The 20,404-nt window shown below is 45.8% G+C and carries 15 protein-coding genes; 4 read left to right on the plus strand and 11 right to left on the minus strand.

All coding sequences use genetic code 11. The annotated features are described in order from the left end of the window. Positions 1-173: 173 nt before the first annotated feature. Positions 174-4,070: a phosphoribosylformylglycinamidine synthase gene (gene purL / locus ACLIIY_RS11785; RefSeq protein ID WP_434527644.1), complete on the minus strand. Its 3,897-nt coding sequence runs from the start codon at positions 4,068-4,070 to the stop codon at positions 174-176. Positions 4,071-4,393: 323 nt separating this feature from the next. Here purL and mltF point away from each other — a divergent pair, with 323 nt between their 5' ends. Beyond that, positions 4,394-5,998, plus strand: a complete 1,605-nt coding sequence (gene mltF, locus ACLIIY_RS11790) for a membrane-bound lytic murein transglycosylase MltF (protein ID WP_434527645.1) — start codon at positions 4,394-4,396, stop codon at positions 5,996-5,998. Positions 5,999-6,519: 521 nt separating this feature from the next. Here the strand turns inward: mltF and tadA are convergent. The 6 genes from tadA to ACLIIY_RS11820 form a co-directional block, all read right to left on the minus strand. Next, the gene (gene tadA / locus ACLIIY_RS11795) at positions 6,520-7,053 is read right to left on the minus strand and encodes a tRNA adenosine(34) deaminase TadA (protein ID WP_045481457.1); all 534 of its coding nucleotides are present in this window, start codon (positions 7,051-7,053) and stop codon (positions 6,520-6,522) included. Between the two features lie 405 nt (positions 7,054-7,458). Then, positions 7,459-9,018 carry an AbgT family transporter gene (locus tag ACLIIY_RS11800; protein WP_005440222.1) on the minus strand — a complete coding sequence of 520 codons (1,560 nt, stop codon included), beginning with the start codon at positions 9,016-9,018 and terminating at the stop codon, positions 7,459-7,461. A gap of 289 nt (positions 9,019-9,307) precedes the next feature. Continuing rightward, positions 9,308-9,718, minus strand: coding sequence for a type IV pilus modification PilV family protein (locus tag ACLIIY_RS11805; RefSeq protein ID WP_039984746.1), 411 nt, complete (start codon positions 9,716-9,718; stop codon positions 9,308-9,310). Beyond that, positions 9,708-10,952 (minus strand): hypothetical protein, encoded by a 1,245-nt coding sequence (locus tag ACLIIY_RS11810; protein ID WP_041060379.1) that lies wholly within the window; start codon positions 10,950-10,952, stop codon positions 9,708-9,710. The genes ACLIIY_RS11805 and ACLIIY_RS11810 overlap by 11 nt, the downstream gene beginning before the upstream one ends. Beyond that, a complete protein-coding gene (locus ACLIIY_RS11815) occupies positions 10,952-11,578 on the minus strand; it encodes a PilW family protein (RefSeq protein WP_434527646.1) in 627 nt (208 codons plus the stop codon). Before ACLIIY_RS11815 ends, ACLIIY_RS11810 begins: the two co-directional genes overlap by 1 nt. A gap of 9 nt (positions 11,579-11,587) precedes the next feature. Continuing rightward, positions 11,588-12,103 carry a GspH/FimT family pseudopilin gene (locus ACLIIY_RS11820; RefSeq protein WP_199436445.1) on the minus strand — a complete coding sequence of 172 codons (516 nt, stop codon included), beginning with the start codon at positions 12,101-12,103 and terminating at the stop codon, positions 11,588-11,590. A 103-nt stretch (positions 12,104-12,206) separates the two neighbouring features. Between ACLIIY_RS11820 and ACLIIY_RS11825 the strand changes: the two genes are divergently transcribed. Then, a complete protein-coding gene (locus tag ACLIIY_RS11825; protein WP_122068102.1) occupies positions 12,207-12,644 on the plus strand; it encodes a type IV pilin protein in 438 nt (145 codons plus the stop codon). Between the two features lie 94 nt (positions 12,645-12,738). Here ACLIIY_RS11825 and dnaJ read toward each other — a convergent pair whose 3' ends face one another. Then, complete coding sequence (dnaJ, locus tag ACLIIY_RS11830; protein ID WP_005440230.1) at positions 12,739-13,887, minus strand: molecular chaperone DnaJ; 1,149 nt, start codon at positions 13,885-13,887, stop codon at positions 12,739-12,741. 204 nt (positions 13,888-14,091) lie between these two features. Beyond that, positions 14,092-16,008: a molecular chaperone DnaK gene (dnaK, locus tag ACLIIY_RS11835; RefSeq protein WP_005440231.1), complete on the minus strand. Its 1,917-nt coding sequence runs from the start codon at positions 16,006-16,008 to the stop codon at positions 14,092-14,094. A 435-nt stretch (positions 16,009-16,443) separates the two neighbouring features. Between dnaK and ACLIIY_RS11840 the strand changes: the two genes are divergently transcribed. Beyond that, positions 16,444-16,791: a four helix bundle protein gene (locus ACLIIY_RS11840; protein ID WP_434527647.1), complete on the plus strand. Its 348-nt coding sequence runs from the start codon at positions 16,444-16,446 to the stop codon at positions 16,789-16,791. Between the two features lie 95 nt (positions 16,792-16,886). Here ACLIIY_RS11840 and ACLIIY_RS11845 read toward each other — a convergent pair whose 3' ends face one another. Both ACLIIY_RS11845 and grpE read right to left on the minus strand, forming a co-directional pair. Beyond that, positions 16,887-18,161 (minus strand): dicarboxylate/amino acid:cation symporter, encoded by a 1,275-nt coding sequence (locus ACLIIY_RS11845; RefSeq protein ID WP_009705607.1) that lies wholly within the window; start codon positions 18,159-18,161, stop codon positions 16,887-16,889. A 420-nt stretch (positions 18,162-18,581) separates the two neighbouring features. Beyond that, positions 18,582-19,178, minus strand: coding sequence for a nucleotide exchange factor GrpE (grpE, locus tag ACLIIY_RS11850; protein WP_039841837.1), 597 nt, complete (start codon positions 19,176-19,178; stop codon positions 18,582-18,584). A 145-nt stretch (positions 19,179-19,323) separates the two neighbouring features. On the opposite strand from grpE, the gene nadK reads away from it, so the two are divergent. Next, positions 19,324-20,208, plus strand: a complete 885-nt coding sequence (gene nadK / locus ACLIIY_RS11855) for an NAD(+) kinase (RefSeq protein WP_005440235.1) — start codon at positions 19,324-19,326, stop codon at positions 20,206-20,208. Positions 20,209-20,404 lie beyond the last annotated feature (196 nt).

Here is a 20,404-nt window from a genome sequence, read left to right on the forward strand (position 1 = left end):
AGATTTCCTACTCCTTCCTTCGTCAGTCTAGGAAATGACGCCGCTGTTCTTTCTCGCATCTCGAAGCGAGGCGTTCCATAGAACGAGATCCATTCTCGATTATCTGAAATAAAAAAGCGCGGGTCTCTCAACCAGCGCTTTACTATTTTCGTTAACCGTTGACTAAGTCATGGTTAGCCGATGTTTTTACGTGCGTTTTGGAACATACGCATCCAAGCGCCGTTCTCGCCCCAACCTTCTGGAGACCATGAGTTAGCGACTGTGCGGAATACACGCTCTGGGTGCGGCATCATGATAGTTACGCGGCCATCTTGAGTCGTTAGACCCGTGATTGCATTTGGCGAACCATTCGGGTTGTTCGGGTATTGTTGCGTTGGGTTACCGTGGTTATCCACGTAACGAACGGCAACCGTACCAGATGCTTCAATCGCTGATAGGTGGTCAGCATCACGTACTTCTACGCGACCTTCACCGTGAGACACTGCGATTGGCATACGAGAACCGGCCATACCGTCGAAGAACACAGAATCAGATTTCTGAACTTCAACGAGGCTAAAGCGAGCTTCAAAACGCTCAGATTCGTTACGAACGAAGCGTGGCCATAGGTCTGCACCTGGGATTAGCTCTTTCAGGTTCGATAGCATCTGACAGCCATTACACACACCTAGAGAGAAGGTATCTTCACGCAGGAAGAAGCCTTGGAACTGGTTACGAGCTTGCTCGTTGAACAAGATAGATTTCGCCCAACCTTCACCCGCACCTAGTACGTCACCGTAAGAGAAACCACCACAAGCCACTAGGCCTTGGTACTCTTCCAGAACGGTTTGACCTGTTAGGATGTCGCTCATGTGAATATCAGTTGCTTCAAAACCAGCACGGTCAAATGCCGCCGCCATTTCAACGTGAGAGTTAACGCCCTGCTCACGAAGGATTGCCATCTTAGGCTTAGCACCTTTCGCGATGTATGGCGCTGCAATGTCTTCGTTCACATCGAAGCTTAGCTTAACGTTCAGACCTGGGTCCGAGTTGTCTTTCTTAGCTTCGTGCTCTTGGTCAGCACATGCTGGGTTGTCACGTAGACCTTGCATCTTATGCGTTGTCTCAGCCCAGATAGTACGTAGTTCAGTGCGGTTACGCTCAAGAACTACTGTCTCACCAGAAGTAATCACTAGCTCATCAGATGCTTCTACAGAGCCGATTACGTGTGAACATGCCTCAAGGCCGTTTGCTGCAAGAGTAGAAAGTACAGCGTCTAGGTCATCGTTCTTAACCTGAAGTACCGCACCTAGTTCTTCGTTGAATAGTGCAGCTAGAGCATCATCACCTAGGTCAGCGATGTCAGCTTTAACGCCACAGTGGCCCGCGAATGCCATCTCAGCAAGAGTAACGAATAGACCGCCATCGCCCTTATCGTGGTAAGCCACGACTTGGTCGTTCGCTACAAGAGTTTGAACGCCCTCGTAGAAACCTTTTAGCTGCGCTGCGTTATCTACGTCTGCTGGCTTATCACCAAGCTGCTTGTAAACCTGTGCTAGAGCCGTTGCACCTAGACGGTTTTGACCGTTACCTAGGTCGATTAGGACAAGGCTAGTATTGCCTTTATCTGTGCGAAGCTGAGGTGTGATCGTTTTACGAACATCTTCAACACGAGCAAACGCAGTGATGATTAGAGATAGCGGAGACGTTACTTCTTTCTGCTCGCCATTCTCTTCCCACTTAGTCTTCATCGACATTGAGTCTTTACCCACAGGGATAGTCAGACCAAGTGCTGGACATAGCTCTTCACCCACCGCTTTAACCGCTTCGTAAAGACCGGCGTCTTCGCCCGGGTGGCCAGCTGGAGACATCCAGTTTGCAGACAGTTTAATGTGTTTGATATCACCGATGTTTGTCGCAGCGATGTTTGTGATCGCTTCACCAACCGCTAGACGAGCCGAAGCACCGAAGTCTAGTAGAGCAACTGGTGTACGCTCACCCATCGACATTGCTTCGCCATGGTAAGTGTCGTAGCTTGCTGCGGTTACTGCGCAGTTAGCAACAGGAACCTGCCACGGGCCTACCATTTGGTCACGAGCAACAAGGCCAGTTACCGTGCGGTCACCGATAGTGATTAGGAATGTTTTTTCTGCAACCGTTGGAAGACGTAGAACGCGATCCACAGCTTCGTTTAGCTCGATACCATCACGGTTAACCGCTGGGTTGTTCGCTTTAAGCGTTTTCGCATCACGGTGCATCTTAGGCGTCTTACCAAGAAGCACATCCATTGGCATGTCGATTGGCGTATTCTCGAAGTGTGAATCTTCAAGTTTCAGTTCACGCTCTTCAGTTGCGATGCCTACTACTGCGTATGGTGCGCGCTCACGCTTACAGATTGCATCGAATACTTCCATGTTCTCTGGCGCAACCGCCATTACGTAGCGTTCTTGAGATTCGTTACACCAGATCTCAAGTGGGCTCATGCCTGGTTCGTCATTTGGTACATCACGCAGTTGGAAAATACCACCACGTTCGCCATCGTCGACAAGCTCTGGAAGTGCGTTAGAGATACCGCCCGCACCCACATCGTGGATGAATGCGATTGGGTTAGCATCACCAAGTTGCCAACAACGGTCGATCACTTCCTGACAGCGACGCTCCATCTCTGGGTTTTCACGCTGTACTGAAGCGAAATCTAGGTCTTCGGCTGATTGACCAGATGCCATTGAAGAAGCTGCACCACCGCCAAGACCGATGTTCATTGCAGGACCACCAAGTACGATTAGGCTTGCACCTACTGGGATCTCTTTCTTCTGAACGTGCTCGTCACGAATGTTCCCCATACCACCAGCAATCATGATTGGCTTGTGGTAACCACGAACCTCTTCACCTGCGTGTGAGTTAACTTTTTCTTCGTAAGTACGGAAGTAACCAAGTAGGTTTGGACGACCAAATTCGTTGTTGAACGCCGCACCACCAAGTGGGCCTTCTAGCATGATGTCTAGAGCGTTAACGATGCGACCTGGCTTACCGAAATCTGTTTCCCATGGCTGTTCAAAACCAGGAATACGTAGGTTAGATGTTGTGAAACCAACAAGACCGGCTTTTGGCTTACCACCAATACCAGTCGCGCCTTCGTCGCGGATTTCACCGCCTGAACCTGTAGAAGCACCCGGCCAAGGAGAGATAGCAGTTGGGTGGTTGTGCGTTTCCACCTTCATTAGGATGTGCGCTTTCTCTTGGCTGTAGCCGTACTGGCGAGTCTCTGGGTTCGGGAAGAAACGACCTACATCAGAACCTACCATTACGGCTGCGTTGTCTTTGTACGCAGACAGTACGTTTTCTGGTGTCGTTTCAAATGTGTTTTTGATCATCTTGAACAGAGACTTCTCTTGCTTAACGCCATCGATAGTCCAGTCTGCATTGAAGATCTTGTGACGACAGTGCTCTGAGTTCGCTTGTGCAAACATCATTAGCTCAATGTCAGTCGGGTTGCGTTCTAGCTTATTTACGAACGCATCGTAAAGGTATTCGATTTCATCATCTGCAAGTGCAAGACCTAGGGTAACGTTTGCGTTTTCAAGTGCAGCACGACCGCCTTTTAATAGGTCAACGTCTGCTACAGGAGCAGGTTCTGCCGCTTGGAATAACGCATTTGCTGCATCAAAATCAGTAAATGTCACTTCCATCATGCGATCATGGATGAGTGCTTTTACATCAGCAATTTGAGCATCGTTAAGAGGAGTTGATGTCTCGACGTAATAGGCAGTGCCGCGCTCAAGACGTTTTACTTTGTCTAGACCACAGTTGATTGCGATATCAGTAGATTTAGAAGACCAAGGCGAAATAGTGCCCGGACGAGGCGTAACAAGAAGTAGAAGACCTTCTGGCTCATGCTCTTCGATCGTTGGACCGTAAGTCAGCAATTTTTCCAGTTTTTCCAACTCTTGAGCATCAAGGTCAGACTTTAGATCCGCAAAGTGCATGAACTCAGCGTAAATGCCAGTGACAGGCAGATCTTGTTCACGACAAAGTTCCAGTAGTTTATTAACACGAAACTCAGAAAGAGCTGGGGAGCCACGCAAAATTCTCATGTGCTTAGGTCTCTTATTGCAAGTGATTAAGGTGATATTGGAATAAATTCAGTGGGTTATACTGTTTTCTTCGAAGCTATTCCCGAAGGTTTTTCAAACCTATGCCGATGCCACCTCTTCGTTGCGAGCGCATTATATAGCAATTGTTTTTGTGATGTAACACCAAAAGCAACCGTTTGCGTCATTTTTTTCATCAAATTTGAATTACGACTAAAATGTCGATAAATCACACAATGTCGCACTCTATCTGTCTGATTCACTTTGCCCCACCAGCTCGCTTTGATATAAAGGCAACTAGAAATTTATCGAGACGTACCGAATTAATGCAAATAAGTCAGTTCAACCGACTCAAGCGCAGCGCCCTACTTTTCGCTTCTGTGCTTTTACTTTCTGCCTGTCAGATTGAGTCGGAACCCAAAAGTGAATTCGAGCAAATCCAAGAGCGCGGTGTCCTACGTGTTGGCACGCTTAACAATCAACTCTCCTACTACATCGGTCCTGATGGCCCTGCTGGCTTGGATTATGAACTGGCGCGTAAATTTGCAGAACAGCTCGGCGTTAAGCTCGAGATCAGACCCGCTTTTCGTCAGGCAGAGTTATTCCCAGCCCTTAAAAAAGGCGATATCGATATTATCGCAACCGGTCTAAATCAAACCTCTCAAGCGGTGCAACGCTTCCGTCCTGGGCCTGCCTACTACTATGTGAGCCAGCAAGTGGTGTACAAAAAAGGCCAGCTTCGTCCTCGTGATATCAATCAACTCATCAACTACCAAGAGTCGAAAGATGAGAAAGCGGGTGATGAAGACACGAACGCAGGAGCCGAGACGCTACAAATCGTTGAACAGTCTCAATTTGTTCCAACACTAACGGCACTACAAAAAGAGCACCCAGAACTGCAATTTGAAATTGTTGGTGATGCAGATACTCGAGATCTACTGAAACACGTGTCGACGGGTGAACTGCGTTTTACCGTTACAGACTCTGTGGAACTGTCTTTGGCTCAGCGCCTTTACCCAGATCTAGCTTTGGCTTTTGAGCTAACCGAAGACCAACCCGTTTCTTGGTTCACCCGTCGTTCTGAAGATGAAAGCTTGTATGCCATGTTGATCGAGTTCTTTGGCAACATTAAGCAGTCCGGTGAACTCGCGACGCTAGAAGAGAAATACATCGGCCACATTGAAGCTTTCGACTACGTAGACACGCGTGCCTTTATTCGCGCCTTGGATAACACCTTGCCGAAATGGTCACCACTGTTCCAAAAATACAGTGAAGAGTTTGATTGGCGCTTGATTGCAGCCTTGGCATACCAAGAGTCTCACTGGAAACCAAAAGCGAAATCGCCAACAGGCGTGCGCGGAATGATGATGTTAACGCTGCCAACAGCGAAGAGCGTTGGGGTAACAGATCGCCTAGATCCAGAGCAGTCTGTGCGTGGTGGTGTGGAATACCTTCGCCGTATCGTGGCTCGAGTGCCAGACTCAATCAATGAGCATGAGAAGATTTGGTTTGCATTGGCCTCTTATAACGTGGGTTATGGCCATATGATGGATGCAAGACGCTTAACGAAAGCACAAGGTGGCGATCCAAACGCATGGGCAGATGTGAAAGAACGCCTACCATTGCTGCGTCAGAAACGCTTCTACAGCCAAACTCGATATGGTTATGCTCGTGGTGATGAAGCTCGTAACTACGTCGAAAATATTCGTCGTTACTACCAGTCGATCATTGGTCACGTCAGTCAGAAACCAGCGATTGATGAAGACACAGAAGACCTACAAGTGATCCCGCCACTCAGTCCAGACTTGTTAATTTCTGGAGCAGTGGAAACCTTGGCGGAGCAGACTTCTGGAGCGGTGGAAACTATCTCCAGTACTGAGGAAAGTCCACCTCCAGAGGCGGAACAAACACCCGAACCCAAAACAAAATAAACCTTTCGAAAATAGCGAGCTCACAGCTCGCTATTTTTTTATTGAGTCAACAGATAAAGTTATCTAGAATCCTTTCTTTCGGGCTAACCTAGCTTGTGCTGCTCCTTGGTGCCTTACCAAGATTGGGCTCGCATAACAGAGAGGCTCTTTTGGTCACCTCTCCTCGAACTGATGCCACCTTCGTCCGTAAGCGTGCCTCATCAGAATGTCATCGATTGATAATAAATCAGACACTTTGCCATGCGAGTGTCGGAGAGTGTGTTCGTTGTCTGCAAGAGGTTCTGATAATGAGAAAACGCAGAGTGCAGTCAAAACGTTTGAATAAGACAGTGGCTGCTAACCGCCGTAAGCGCAAGCTTACGTGTATGAAAAAGAAAGTCAGTGCACGTAACCGTGTTTTCGTTCACCTAGTGAATCACTGAGAACTTAAAGCAAACATCTACTGCAAAGTAGGTGTTTGCTAAAGGCAACTAGTAACTAAAAGCCCAAGTCCCCCGCCTTTAAGAAGCCTTTTCCTTAAACTATTCGCCTTTTGTTTCCTGTTCATCATCGTTCGCTTTTTGCGCTTGCTTCTTCGCTTTAATCTCTTTGCGACGACGTTTGAAAAACGCTTGTAACTGCGAGCGACATTCATCCTCTAGCAACCCACTTTCGACTGTTGCGTAATGATACGCCGCTTGGCTTTCGAACAAGTTTAATACCGTCCCTGCCGCACCGGCTTTTAAATCAGGCGCACCGTAAACGACTCGTTTCACCCGGCTATGTAACAGCGCACCAGCACACATTGGACAAGGCTCCAGCGTGACATACAAAGTCGTATCAAGCAGTCGATAGTTTTCTAAAGCCTCTCCTGCTTTGCGTAACGTCTGGATCTCGGCATGAGCAGTCGCATCATGAGCACAAATAGAACGGTTCCAACCTTCCGCAATGATCTCTCCGTCTTTCACTAAAACAGCACCAACCGGCACTTCCCCTTCTGCTTCTGCTTGCTCTGCAAGCTCCATCGCACGGCGCATAAATAGTTCGTCTTGAGGGGAAAACTGAGAATCTGACAAAAGGAGGCTCCGATATTTGGGATAGGTCATAATTGAAAGTGGATTTTAACCTTCAAAGAGAGGAAGGGAAAGAGACGAGAGACGAGAGACGAGAGACGAGAGACGAGAGACGAGAGACGAGAGACGAGAGACGAGAGACGAGAGACGAGAGACGAGAGACGAGAGACGAGAGACGAGAGACGATTTCATTTTGTCTATTTAGGGCAAACACTGTCAACGCCTTTTGAGTCATTGTATTTACCTCTAATATCCCAGCACACACATCTCGATTCCTAGAGCGAAGCGTTCCCGGCTCTCGAAGCGCAGCGTCCTGTAAGACAAAGTCCGTTCTTCGATTCCCGAAAACAAAAAAGCGCCAGTCTCTCGACCAGCGCTTTTTAAATTTACTTATTAACTTCAGCGTTCTTACATTGTGTAAGTGTATGGCGCTTGGATACCTAGAGGAATACCTAGCATCCAGTAAGCAACTAGGAAGATAGACCAGCCGATTAGCATAGCAATCGAGAATGGCATCATTAGAGATGCTAGCGTACCGATACCTGTCGACTTCACGTAACGTTGACAGTAAACCACTACTAGAGGGAAGAATACCATCAGAGGTGAAATGATGTTCGATACAGAGTCACCTACACGGTAAGCCGCTTGAGATAGCTCAGGTGAGATACCTACAGCCATTAGCATAGGAACTAGGATTGGACCGATAAGAGCCCATTTCGCTGATGCAGAACCGATTAGAAGGTTTACAGAAGCCGTTAGAAGAATCATACCGATGATAGTTGCTTCACCCGGTAGGTTCATCGCTTTAAGACCTTCGGCACCGTATAGCGCTAGCATCGTACCGATGTTTGATTGCGCAAATGCAGATAGGAACTGCGCACAGAAGAACGACATTACAATGTATGCGCCCATCGTAGACATCGTATCCGCCATCGCTTTGATGATGTCGTTACTTGTCTTGAACGTGCCAGAAACGCGACCGTAAACGTAACCCGGAATGATAAACAGGATGAAGATCAGAGGAACGATAGACTTCATGATTGGCGCAGAGAACGCTGTGATTTCACCTTCAGGTGAACGCAGTGCAGAGTTTTCTGGGATAAGTGCCACAACAAGAAGTGCGATACCTGCCATCATAGCCCAACCAGCGTAACGGAACGCTTTTGATTCAGTTTCAGTGAAAGAACCTAGATCTGGTGCTTTTTCTGCATCTTCATCGACAGGCGTGTTCGCTAGACGAGGTTCGATGATTTTCTCAGTTACGTACCAACCAATAGCAACGATGATTACTGAAGATAGACCAGTAAAGAAGATGTTCGCTAGCGGGTTAACCACGTACTCAGGGTCTAGAACCTGTGCCGCTGTTTGCGTAAAGCCAGCTAGTAGAGGGTCGATACCTGAAGGGATGAAGTTTGCAGAGAAACCACCTGATACACCTGCGAACGCTGCCGCGATACCCGCTAGAGGGTGACGACCTGCTGCGTGGAAGATGATACCACCAAGAGGAATAACTAGAACGTAGCCCGCATCCGCAGCTGTGTGCGATACGATTGCTACAAGAATTAGCATTGGAGTAAGAAGTTTCGCTGGCGTGAAGTTCAGCATCTTCTTAAGACCAGTTGTGATGAAGCCAGAAGAATCGGCAACACCTACACCCAACATCGCTACAAGAACGATACCAAGTGGCGCAAAGCCAGTGAACGTTGTCACCATGTTAGCAAGGAAACTTGCTAGTGCTTCACCTGTTAGAAGGTTAGTAATAGTAAGAGCTTCGCCAGTTCGAGGATTTAGAAGGTCGAAAGAAACATTCGACAAAAGTGCAGACGCAGCCCAAGTAATGATTAGTGCCCAGAAGAACAGAATCGCTGGATCAGGAATTTTGTTACCCGCTCGCTCGATAAAGTTCAGAAAGCGATCCATACCGCTCGGCTTCGGTGACGGTGCTTTATTTACTGCTTGGTTACTCATGGTAACTCCATATGAATGATGTTGGTGCCATGGCCTATTTGAATAATTATAACGGCCTATTTTCAACCGAGCATTCTATTAAATAGTGATTAAGAAAGCACAAGGTTCTACGTTTTTTTCCATATTTGGAGACATATTTTGCAAAAAAGCCATATCGATTAAACATAAAAAAAACAGTAGCACACCATTCGCGTTAACAGTTGCAAAACCACCTGTTAACCACCGAAATCAGCAATAAAAAGCGTCAATATTAACGATAAAAGTAATTATAAGCGGAATGGAAAACACCTCAGTTTTCGAACTCACTGTACTGCGAAATCATAGTTTTCAATTCAACAGATTGCGTTTCCCCCATCCGATCTTGCCAGCTAGAAGTAATGGTAATGGTTTTGAGTGAACCAGAGACTGTTGCCGCTGGAACTTCCCATTCCACAATGTAAGCTCCCGCAGTAGAAGATCCTGTCATGATCGAAGCAAAAGAGGCACTAGAAATCGTAGAAAGCGCATCAGAAGCGCCACGAGTTCGAAACCACTCAAGTTGATTTTCCGCTAAGCGTAGCGCCTCAATACTGTGAATCGCATATTCTGATTTGCGTTCCATGTAGATTTGCAGCTTTGTCAGGCCAAGTGCTCCAATGCCGAGTAGTAGGAATGAAATGAGCACCTCAATTAAACTAAAACCTTGTTGTTTAGAGATCATTCCAAGAGCCCTTTCTCCATCTAGGGATAGTATTCGCATTTCTTGAATTATCTATTACATCTTTATTGTATCTAAAGTCGAGAGAGTCAAAGAATACGGCAGCCTGGTCTTCACTATCGAAATACTGCCCTCCAGACACCGTGAAAGAACCGTGTTGATAATAAGATGCGATAGTGCGGTAAGAGTCTTCAACAACACTAGGGACATGATTCAGATGCCCATTAGCTTCGAAGCCAGCCCAATCAGTTGTTGTTGGGGTATATTCATGATTGAAATGAAACAACACACCTTTAAACTTATTTGATGTCGCACCCGCGCTTGGAGGTCCCATCACGGAGAAAAGACCATCATGAATGAGCACCGTAACGCCGTTAGTCGAAGATGTCGCATTTACTAAATCATTGTATTCTGATTGCTTTATTTCACAGCTTCCTTCAACCCATAAATGATGCTTCCCTGACTGAATTTTTGCTGTTAAAGCGGCACCACAATTAGGTATACCACCAATTATCGAGCCTGTCATAACATGAAAAACACCATTATCTCGTATGTCATTATGATCCTCAGCCCTTACTCCAAAGAAGGATTCAAATGGCTTTAAATCCGTATCTTGAGTAAAGTCATCACCAGCACCAACCCCACCAGAACTTGATGAGAGATGACGATTTGTCGCCGTGTTCGCGCAATCTTTATTTGTTGGGTTGTTAAAGTCCGAATATGGAGACTCACCATGAATTACCCCTTTATTATCAACCGAGGCAGAGTAAAAACGCTTTTTATACCTTAAAGCAATACATTCCCATCCATCACTGCTCAATTCGCCTGGATCTGGAGTAGAGAACGTTGCACTAGAGTGAAAATACACATCAGCACTGGATTGCATCGCTCCAAAACTTAAGTCTCCCCCCATCATTATTTCTTTTTTAACACTCGCAAAACCAACAGTAGAAGTAACCAAATACCCTTTTAAAGTACTCGCAAAACTGGGAATAGTCGCAAACCCGGAATCACAATCAGTCACCACTGCAGGAACACTTTTACTTAACTTAAATTGTGCCCATGCGCATTCAACAGCCCCTTCAGCTAACCAATGCTCTTGTCTGGATGCAATTTGATTGTTGGCACGTTTGATTTGATAGAAAAGGGACTTGTAGCTTCCCAGTGACATCATTAATGCCGCAACCAGCAACACGCTCACAACTAATAATGCTGCGGCTCCCTGTTGATTTCTCATTACTGCCAGTTCCTCTGCTTCACAGTAAACGACTGCTCTGTTTGAACACTTGTTGCGCCAACTAACTCCGTTCCTAAGGTAATGGTTACCACCGCGCTTTCAGCATCTGTGTTTTTCAGCGTGCGAGCGGCAAGATCAAAGCGGTTAATATGAATCGCTCTCTTATCAAAAAGCGTATTGCATGTACCGGTACCAGAAAGCGCAATAACTTGACTGACGTTCCATATCGTCGTTTGTTTTTTCTCACAGACAAACAAAGACTCGGGCGTATTAATCCGCTGCTCATATACGACATTTTTATAAAGTGGCGCTGCACCTGAAGTCCCAATTTGATAGGCGTATGCAATCAACCCCATCCCCGGAGTATCAAGAGTGTAAATCGTATCCGTCGCACCTGAAATTTTGACTGAATCACTGCCACCTTCATTAAAGCCAGCTCGTTGGATATCGTTTCTTAACATCGCTAATACGCTGCCCGTATTTTGCAATAGCATCAGCTCCTTTGAGCGTTCCATCGCTACCTTCTGCCCACTGATATAAAGCGAGCCGACAATACCCAAAGAGATCAGCCCTAAAGAAGAAGCAATCATGAACTCAACCAGGCTGGCACCTTTTTGGTTAAACATATTCACCTCTTAAGAACACGTTGAGTAACCGAAGAACTCGGTATTATTGTTATCGCTGCATACACGAACGCGAGCAGAAAGCGTGTGGGAGATGAGTTTGAGTGCTTTTGCAGACTCCCCTACCGGATAAAATTTGATATTGCCGGAGGAAGGGCGACCATGAACGTCATCGAAACTGATTTGGTCGGAAGCGTAATTCGGTGTAACGACGATCCCTTCATAAGGCGCTCCTGAAAAAGAGAACAAAACCGTTCCTGCGCCCTCCGTTCCGTTATCAGTAAGATCGATGCGCCAGTGACCATCATTAGATGAACTACCGGACATGATAAAGTGTGCCCACAGCCTCTCTCGACGTAAAACAGCTTCTGATTTTCCTTGAATAACAAAACCATGCAGCTCATCAGCTAGGCGCTGCATTTTGTTGGTTTCAAAAACATTTTGGAAAGATGGTGCTGCCGCCGCCAGTAAAACACTCATTACAGCGATGGTGATCAGAAGCTCCAACAACGTAAACCCGCGAGGCATTTCCCAAATTCCTATGCAAACGGCAAAAGCACCGTAATTCATCTTGCGCAGATGCTATCACCTGAGAAAAATAGGCGGAAAAGTGAAAAGGAAACTACTCGTCATGATTCGAATTTCTCGTTGCAACGGATACAACAGACGATTAAGAGGGATGACATTGATCGAATTACTGATTGCTGTCGTGATTGTAGGAATCATTGCAGCGATCGCCTATCCGTCTTATTCCAACCACGCGATCACTGCACATCGCACTGTTGCGTTGAGTGACATTAGCCGTATTCAGTTAGAACTCGAAACCACTTACAACGGTGGCTATGACTGGAGCGGAATTATATCTGGGGGGAGTTGTACGATTTGTGATTCGGACGCAGACCGCTTCTCATTTTCCATCGCAAGCTCAGCAACAGCAGCATATACAATTACAGCAACCGCAAAGTCTGATCGTGGACAAGATGGGGACAGCTGCTTTCCGAGCGGCCAAGATAAAAAAATAACCCTCACTTCAACCAATATTGAATCGCCAAGCGAGTGCTGGAACTGATTAAGCCACCTTCTCTTCTCTGGCTAAAAGAAAACAGGTACGAAAAAGCCCGCATCAATGCGGGCTTCTTATTAAATTTTAACTTAGTCAGTAATTAGCTGGTTAGGTCATCAAAGAACTTCTTCACACCGTTGAAGAAGCCTTCAGATTTTGGCTTGTGTTTAGTTGCAGCATCGCCACCACAAGACTCATCAAACTCTTTCAGCAATTCTTTTTGACGAGAACTTAGGTTAACTGGAGTCTCAACCACTAGCTTAACGATAAGGTCACCCACACCGCCGCCACGAACGCCTTTCACACCTTTACCACGCATACGGAACATACGACCTGTTTGCGTTTCTGTAGGTACTTTAAGGTTCACACGACCATCTAGCGTCGGAACTTCAACTTCACCACCTAGAGCTGCCATAGCAAAGCTTACTGGCACTTCACAATATAAGTTGTTGCCTTCACGTTCAAAGATATGATGCTCTCTCACGTGAACTTGTACGTATAGGTCACCTGCTGGTGCGCCCATTTCTCCCGCTTCACCTTCGCCAGATAGGCGGATACGGTCGCCAGTATCAACACCAGCTGGGATCTTAACGTTAAGTGTCTTAGTTTTCTGCTTACGGCCTTGACCATGACATTCATTACATGGGTCTTTGATGATCTTGCCTTTACCGTGACAGGTAGGACAGGTCTGTTGTACTGCAAAGAAGCCTTGACGCATCTGAACTTGACCGTGACCATGACAGGTACCACACGTTTCAGCTGACGAGCCTTTCTTCGCGCCGCTACCATCACAAGTATCACAGTGAACAAGCGTAGGTACTTCGATCTCTTTTGATACGCCACGAACCGCCTCTTCTAGCGACAGTTCCATGTTGTAACGCAGGTCTGCGCCACGTTGCGCGCGTTGCTGACCACCGCCACGACGGCCGCCACCAAAGATATCACCGAACACATCGCCAAAGATGTCGCCGAAGTCAGCGCCACCGCCACCAAAACCGCCGCCGCCGAAGCCGCCACCGCCTTGTTCAAAAGCAGCATGGCCGTACTGATCGTACGCCGCTTTCTTTTGAGGGTCAGTGAGAATTTCGTACGCTTCTTTTACTTCTTTAAACTTGTCCGCAGCAGACTCATCACCCTGGTTACGGTCTGGGTGGAATTTCATCGCTAGACGCTTGTACGCCTTTTTGATATCGCGCTCAGAGGCATCACGGCCTACGCCTAATACTTCGTAAAAATCACGTTTTGACATGTTCTTCGTCACCAATTAATTACTGCAAACGGCATGATTTACCGCTTGGTGTTTGTATCGTTCTAGGTAAGTGCACTCATTGCAAAATACTTAACTAGAAAGACAGCTTTGACAAACAGACGGGCGTAAGAGTTACCCCAAACGCCCGCGCACAAAAGTCTTATCGACTCTAGGCGACCATAGGCCGCCTAGTTAGAAATAATATTATTTCTTGTCGTCTTTAACTTCTTCGAACTCAGCATCAACTACGTCGTCTTCTTTAGACTGTTGAGCGTCAGCGTCAGCACCTTGTGCTTGTTGCGCTTGAGCTTGTTGTTGAGCGATTTCCATTAGCTTTTGAGCTGCCGTCATTAGCGCTTGAACTTTAGCGTCGATCGCTTCTTTGTCATCGCCTTTACGTGCAGTTTCTAGCTCAGAGATAGCTGCTTCAATCTTCTCTTTCTCTTCTGCAGGTAGCGCTTCACCAGCTTCTTCTACTTGCTTACGAGTACCGTGAATCATTTGGTCAGCTTGGTTACGTGCAGTCGCTAGCTCTTCGAACTTCTTGTCCGCTTCTTTGTTCGCTTCTGCTTCTTGAACCATTTTCTCGATGTCTTCGTCGCTTAGACCGCCAGAAGCTTGGATAGTGATCTTCTGCTCTTTACCAGTCTGCTTGTCTTTCGCTGAAACGTGTAGGATACCATCCGCATCTAGGTCGAAAGTAACTTCGATTTGTGGCATACCACGTGGTGCAGCTTGGATACCTTCTAGGTTGAATTGACCTAGAGATTTGTTGAAAGACGCTTGCTTACGCTCACCTTGAAGAACGTGGATAGTTACCGCGCTCTGGTTGTCTTCTGCTGTAGAGAAAACTTGGTTCGCTTTAGTTGGGATAGTTGTGTTTTTCTCAACTAGCTTAGTCATTACGCCGCCCATTGTCTCGATACCTAGAGACAATGGAGTAACGTCTAGTAGAAGTACGTCTTTAACGTCACCAGCAAGTACACCACCTTGAACTGCAGCACCCATTGCTACTGCTTCATCAGGGTTTACGTCGCGGCGAGCTTCTTTACCGAAGAACTCAGCAACTTTCGCTTGAACCATAGGCATACGAGTCTGACCACCAACTAGGATTACGTCAGTGATGTCGTTTACAGATAGGTCAGCGTCAGCTAGAGCAACTTTTAGTGGCTCAAGAGAGCGTTGTACTAGGTCTTCAACTAGAGATTCTAGTTTCGCACGAGTCACTTTCACGTTCATGTGCTTAGGACCAGTCGCGTCTGCAGTCACGTAAGGTAGGTTTACGTCAGTTTGAGAAGTAGAAGAAAGCTCGATTTTCGCTTTTTCTGCTGCTTCTTTAACACGTTGCATCGCTAGTGGATCGTTCTTAAGGTTGATACCTTGCTCTTTGTTGAACTCGTCTACTAGGTAGTTGATTAGACGTGTATCGAAGTCTTCACCACCAAGGTGAGTGTCACCGTTAGTTGCTAGAACTTCGAACGTTTTCTCGCCTTCAACTTCATCGATTTCGATGATAGAGATATCGAATGTACCACCACCAAGGTCGTATACCGCAATAGTGCGGTCGCCGCCTGACTTGTCTAGACCGTATGCTAGAGCAGCTGCTGTTGGTTCGTTGATGATACGTTTAACTTCTAGACCTGCGATACGGCCAGCGTCTTTTGTAGCTTGACGTTGAGCATCGTTAAAGTAAGCAGGAACTGTGATAACTGCGCCAGTTACTTCCTCACCTAGGAAGTCTTCAGCAGTTTTCTTCATTTTCTTCAGAATTTCAGCTGAAACTTGAGGAGCCGCCATTTTTTGGCCTTGCGCTTCTACCCAAGCATCACCGTTGTCAGCCTTAACGATTTTGTAAGGCATGATTTCGATGTCACGTTGAACTTCTTCGTCTTCAAAACGACGACCAATTAGACGCTTAATTGCAAATAGCGTGTTAGTTGGGTTTGTTACTGCTTGACGTTTAGCAGGTTGGCCTACTAGCGTTTCGCCGTCTGTGTATGCAACAACAGATGCGGTTGTACGCTCGCCTTCTGCGTTTTCAATTACGCGTGGCTTGTCACCGTCTAGAACAGCAACACAAGAGTTAGTAGTACCTAAGTCAATACCAATGATTTTACCCATCAGGCTATCTCCGAATAAATTCTATTTTCGTTTTGCTATATCCCCTATGTGGGGACGTAGAATCGGGTTTCAACCCTTGCTCACAAACAAAAATAATGTTGTTTGCTTCTCTTATGCCCAATAGATAAGGGCTGCAAATAGCTTTTCAAGGGAGAGAACAAAAAAAATTGAAAAAAGTTGCGCAAAAGGTGGAGGCGAGAGGCGAGAGGCGAGAGGCGAGAAGCGAGAAGCGAGAAGCGAGAAGCGAGAAGCGAGAAGCGAGAAGCGAGAAGCGAGAAGCGAGAAGCGAGAAGCGAGAAGCGAGAAGCGAGAAGCGAGAAGCGAGAAAGTGTAACTTCTTTTGGTTAAATAAAGCCAACTCTCACTTGTTCATACTTTTTCTAAACGTTCCAACAGAACAAAAAAATGAAACTAATGCTTTAACGAGGAGTTAAAGTGAAATATGAAAAACTAAACGTCTGGAAAACAAGTTTCGATTTGTGTAAACGCACTTATATCAGCGTTCAACATATTCAAGACTACTCTTTCAGAGATCAGATTCGCCGTTCAAGTATTTCCATCCCAAGCAATATTGCGGAAGGTGTGGAACGAAATAGCCCTAAAGAAACCGCTTACTTTTTCAATGTTGCAAAAGGTTCGGTCGGAGAACTCAAAACTCAGTTAATGCTGGCTAGAGAACTAGACTATCTTCCAAAGAGTTTGAGCGATGAGTTATGTGCATCATGTGAGGATATTGGACGGATTTTAGGGGCTCTTATCGCCAAACATAGAGCACAGGTCTGATACCTCGACTCTTCAATCTCGATTCTCGTTTCTATGAAAAACAAAGCGAGGCCCTAAGACCTCGCTTTGAATTCAGTTAAATGTGTAATTATGAATTACGCACTTGCTTGTGCTGGCTCAGCATCTACGATTTCTTCTTTACCAATCTCGCCTTCAGACTTAGCAACAATCGTGTTTACTGCTGTATCGCCGACTACGTTAGATGATGTACAGAACATATCGTTAATACGGTCAACCGCTGCAACGATTGCTAGACCTTCTGGTGGTAGACCCAATTGGTGAAGGATAACGCCAACCATTACTACACCACCGCCAGGAACACCACCTGCACCGATAGACAGTAACAGAACCGTGAAGCCTAGAGTCACTAGGTCAGATACCGCGATAGGCTGGCCAAATGCGTTTGCACAGAATACCGCTGCGATTGCGATGTAGATTGAAGCGCCCGCCATGTTCATAGTTGCACCTAGCGGTACACCAAAACCAGCGACCGACTTAGACACACCAATCTTGTCAGTAAGAGTACGCATCGTTACTGGAATCGTCGCATTTGAACTTGCTGTAGATAGAGAGAACAACACTTGCTCACGCGTCTTACGAGAGAACTCACGCGCAGAAATACCTGTGAACATTTGAACCGCTAGTGGGTATACCACGAAGATCCAAAGCACTAGCATTGAAACCACAAGAGCAACATAACCTGCTACCGATGCCAGCGTACCGGCATCCAAGGTTGCGCCAAGTTGAATCATCAGAGCAAACACACCGTATGGCGCTAGGCTCATCACTAGGCCAATCAGCTTCATCATGATTTCGTTCGCCATCTTAAAAGTACGAACCGCTGGGCCGCCTTTTGAATCAAGTGCTTGAATTGCAAGACCTGTCAGAATTGCCATAAAGATAATTTGTAGCATGTCACCATTTGCAAACGCCTGAACTGGGTTGCTTGGGACAATGTTCACAACCATAGAGAAGATGTCTGGCGTTTCTGTTGACTTAAGTGCCACAGAATCAGAGATCGTACCCGCAAGGTTTGCACCTGCACCAGGCTGAACAATCATAGCAACAGTAAGAGCAGCAACGATCGCGACGACGGTATTCAAAATGTAAAGAGTAAAGGTTTTACCACCTAAACGACCAAAAGAACGAATGTCTTTAAGCTCCACGATGCCACATACAATTGATACATAAACCAGAGGAACAACCAGAAGTTTAATCAGCGAAACGAACATGCCGCCCGCACCTTCTGCTGTACCTAAGATATAGGTATCAAAAATCGCAATACCGCTAAATAAGTACTGAATAGCTGTACCCAGCACGAGGCCGGCGAACAAGCCGATAAAAATCTTACTAGAAAGCGATTTATCCATCATAAATCTCCGAAATGTTGTGTTTGCTATTTATATTTTTATAGTTACATCTGCTGATTTTTACGGCAGACCTCGCGAATAATACACATCAGAGTTACAAAATAAAGACTTTCTTTACAAGAATGTTAATAAATAACATTAAAAGTAAATCACCAGATTCACATTCATATTCAGAATTTAATTTTGAAGGCAAGTCATAACAGACACTTATAGACACAGCATTCCATAAGTACGCAAGATAAAGAAAGGATATCCCCTATAGGAAAATTATTTCCCAATAAGAAAAACTTTGAAGGGGATCAAATTTCAAATTTATCGCATATTCAGAGGGGTGAATATGTTTGAAGGGATGTTTGAAACAAAAACGCCCGCTGTTTAATAGCGGGCGTTTTAATATATTTATATCAATGATTTAACTGATTACTTAGCAACCATAACCATTGCAGGACGAATAACTCGGCCGTTTAGCTCGTAACCTTTTTGCATCACAAACATTACTGTGTTTGATTCATGGTCAGGGCTTTCTTGAATAGACATCGCTTGGTGGAACTCAGGGTTGAATGCTTCACCCTCTGGGTTGATCTCTTTCAAACCGAATTTCGATACTGCGTCTACAAATGTCTTGTGTGTTAGCTCAACACCTTCAAGAATTGGCTTAACCACTTCGTGCTCTGCATCCACAGCTTGGATAGCACGCTCTAGGTTATCGATAACTGGAAGTAGTTCTTCAGCGAATTTGTTCAGAGCGTACTTACGAGCTTTATCGATTTCTTGCTCAGTACGACGACGCATGTTTTCTACTTCAGCTTTAGAGCGAAGAACCGCATCTTGCTGGTCTTTCACTTTTGTCTCGCTAGACAGTAGTGCTGCTTCTAGTTGAGCAATCTTAGCGTCTTTCTCATCACCAATGTCTTCAAGTTCTGCTTCAGCTTCTTGCGCTGCCGCTTCTACTTTCTCAGCTTCTTCGATGATTTGATCAAGCTCTTCTTCTGTAACTTTGTTTTCTTCGTTGCTCATGATATCTCCAGAATTCAACTTAATGTCCTTAAAGCCACTCACGTTTTGTGGGCTTTAACCACATAAAAATTCGCATATTTAGGTAACTTGCCATTATTATGGGGATGAAGATTCCTGATTCAAGCCTCTTTAATGCGGAAATGCTATGAAAAACCCATGTAACGTGATCGCGATTATCGGAAAACCACGAGATCAGCAGGCAATTCAAACTCATAGAGAGTTATACGAATGGCTGACCTCTGAAGGTTACCAAGTCTTTATCGATGATCGCCTTGCTGCAATTTTAGACGAAATCCCGCAAAACCAGTTTGCTAGCCTTGTTGAACTGGGTAAAAACGCCGATCTCGCTATTGTCGTTGGCGGTGATGGCAACATGTTAGGCGCAGCTCGCATCTTGTCTCGTTTTGATGTGGCTGTCATTGGGGTAAACCGAGGTAACTTGGGCTTCCTGACTGACCTTGATCCTGATGACTTTAAAGAGGCACTGAAGGCCGTATTAAAAGGCGAATACATTGAGGAAGAGCGCTTTTTATTGGAAGCAGAAATCCATCGTCACGGTCAAATCAAGAGTCACAACGCAGCATTGAACGAAGCGGTCTTGCACCCTGGCCAAGTTGCGCACATGATTGAATTTGAAGTTTACATTGATAACAGCTTCGCGTTCTCACTGCGTGCCGATGGGTTAATTGTTTCTACTCCAACGGGCTCTACGGCTTACTCTTTGTCTGGGGGCGGTCCAATTTTGTCACCAAGCCTAAACGCGATTTCTTTGGTGCCAATGTTCCCACACACATTGTCTAGTCGACCGCTAGTTGTGGATGGAAAACGTCGTATCAAACTGGTCGTTTCTCCAGAAAACCGCGGCACGCAAGAAGTGAGCTGTGACGGGCAAGTCTCTCTACCAGTGTCCCCAGGCGATGAAATCCATATCTATCAGAGCCCGAACGTTCTCAAGCTGATCCATCCGAAGGACTACAGCTACTATCACGTACTAAGAAATAAGCTTGGTTGGTCAAGCAAACTGTTTTAGCAATAAAGGTTGGTGTGAAAGCATCAACCTTTTTTCTTCTCTGCCATAAAAGCCTCTCGTAAAAGCCTCTCGTAAAAGCCAAACGACATTCAATCAAGCAACGTTAAAATTAATTTTATAAATTTAGATCTTGTGTGCAAATTTTATACAAACCTTAACGCTCGAATTGAATGCTCGATGTCCGATGATATTCTCG

Source organism: Vibrio sp. K4, assembly GCF_051122595.1.
In the GTDB taxonomy this organism is placed as follows: Bacteria; Pseudomonadota; Gammaproteobacteria; order Enterobacterales; family Vibrionaceae; genus Vibrio; species Vibrio owensii.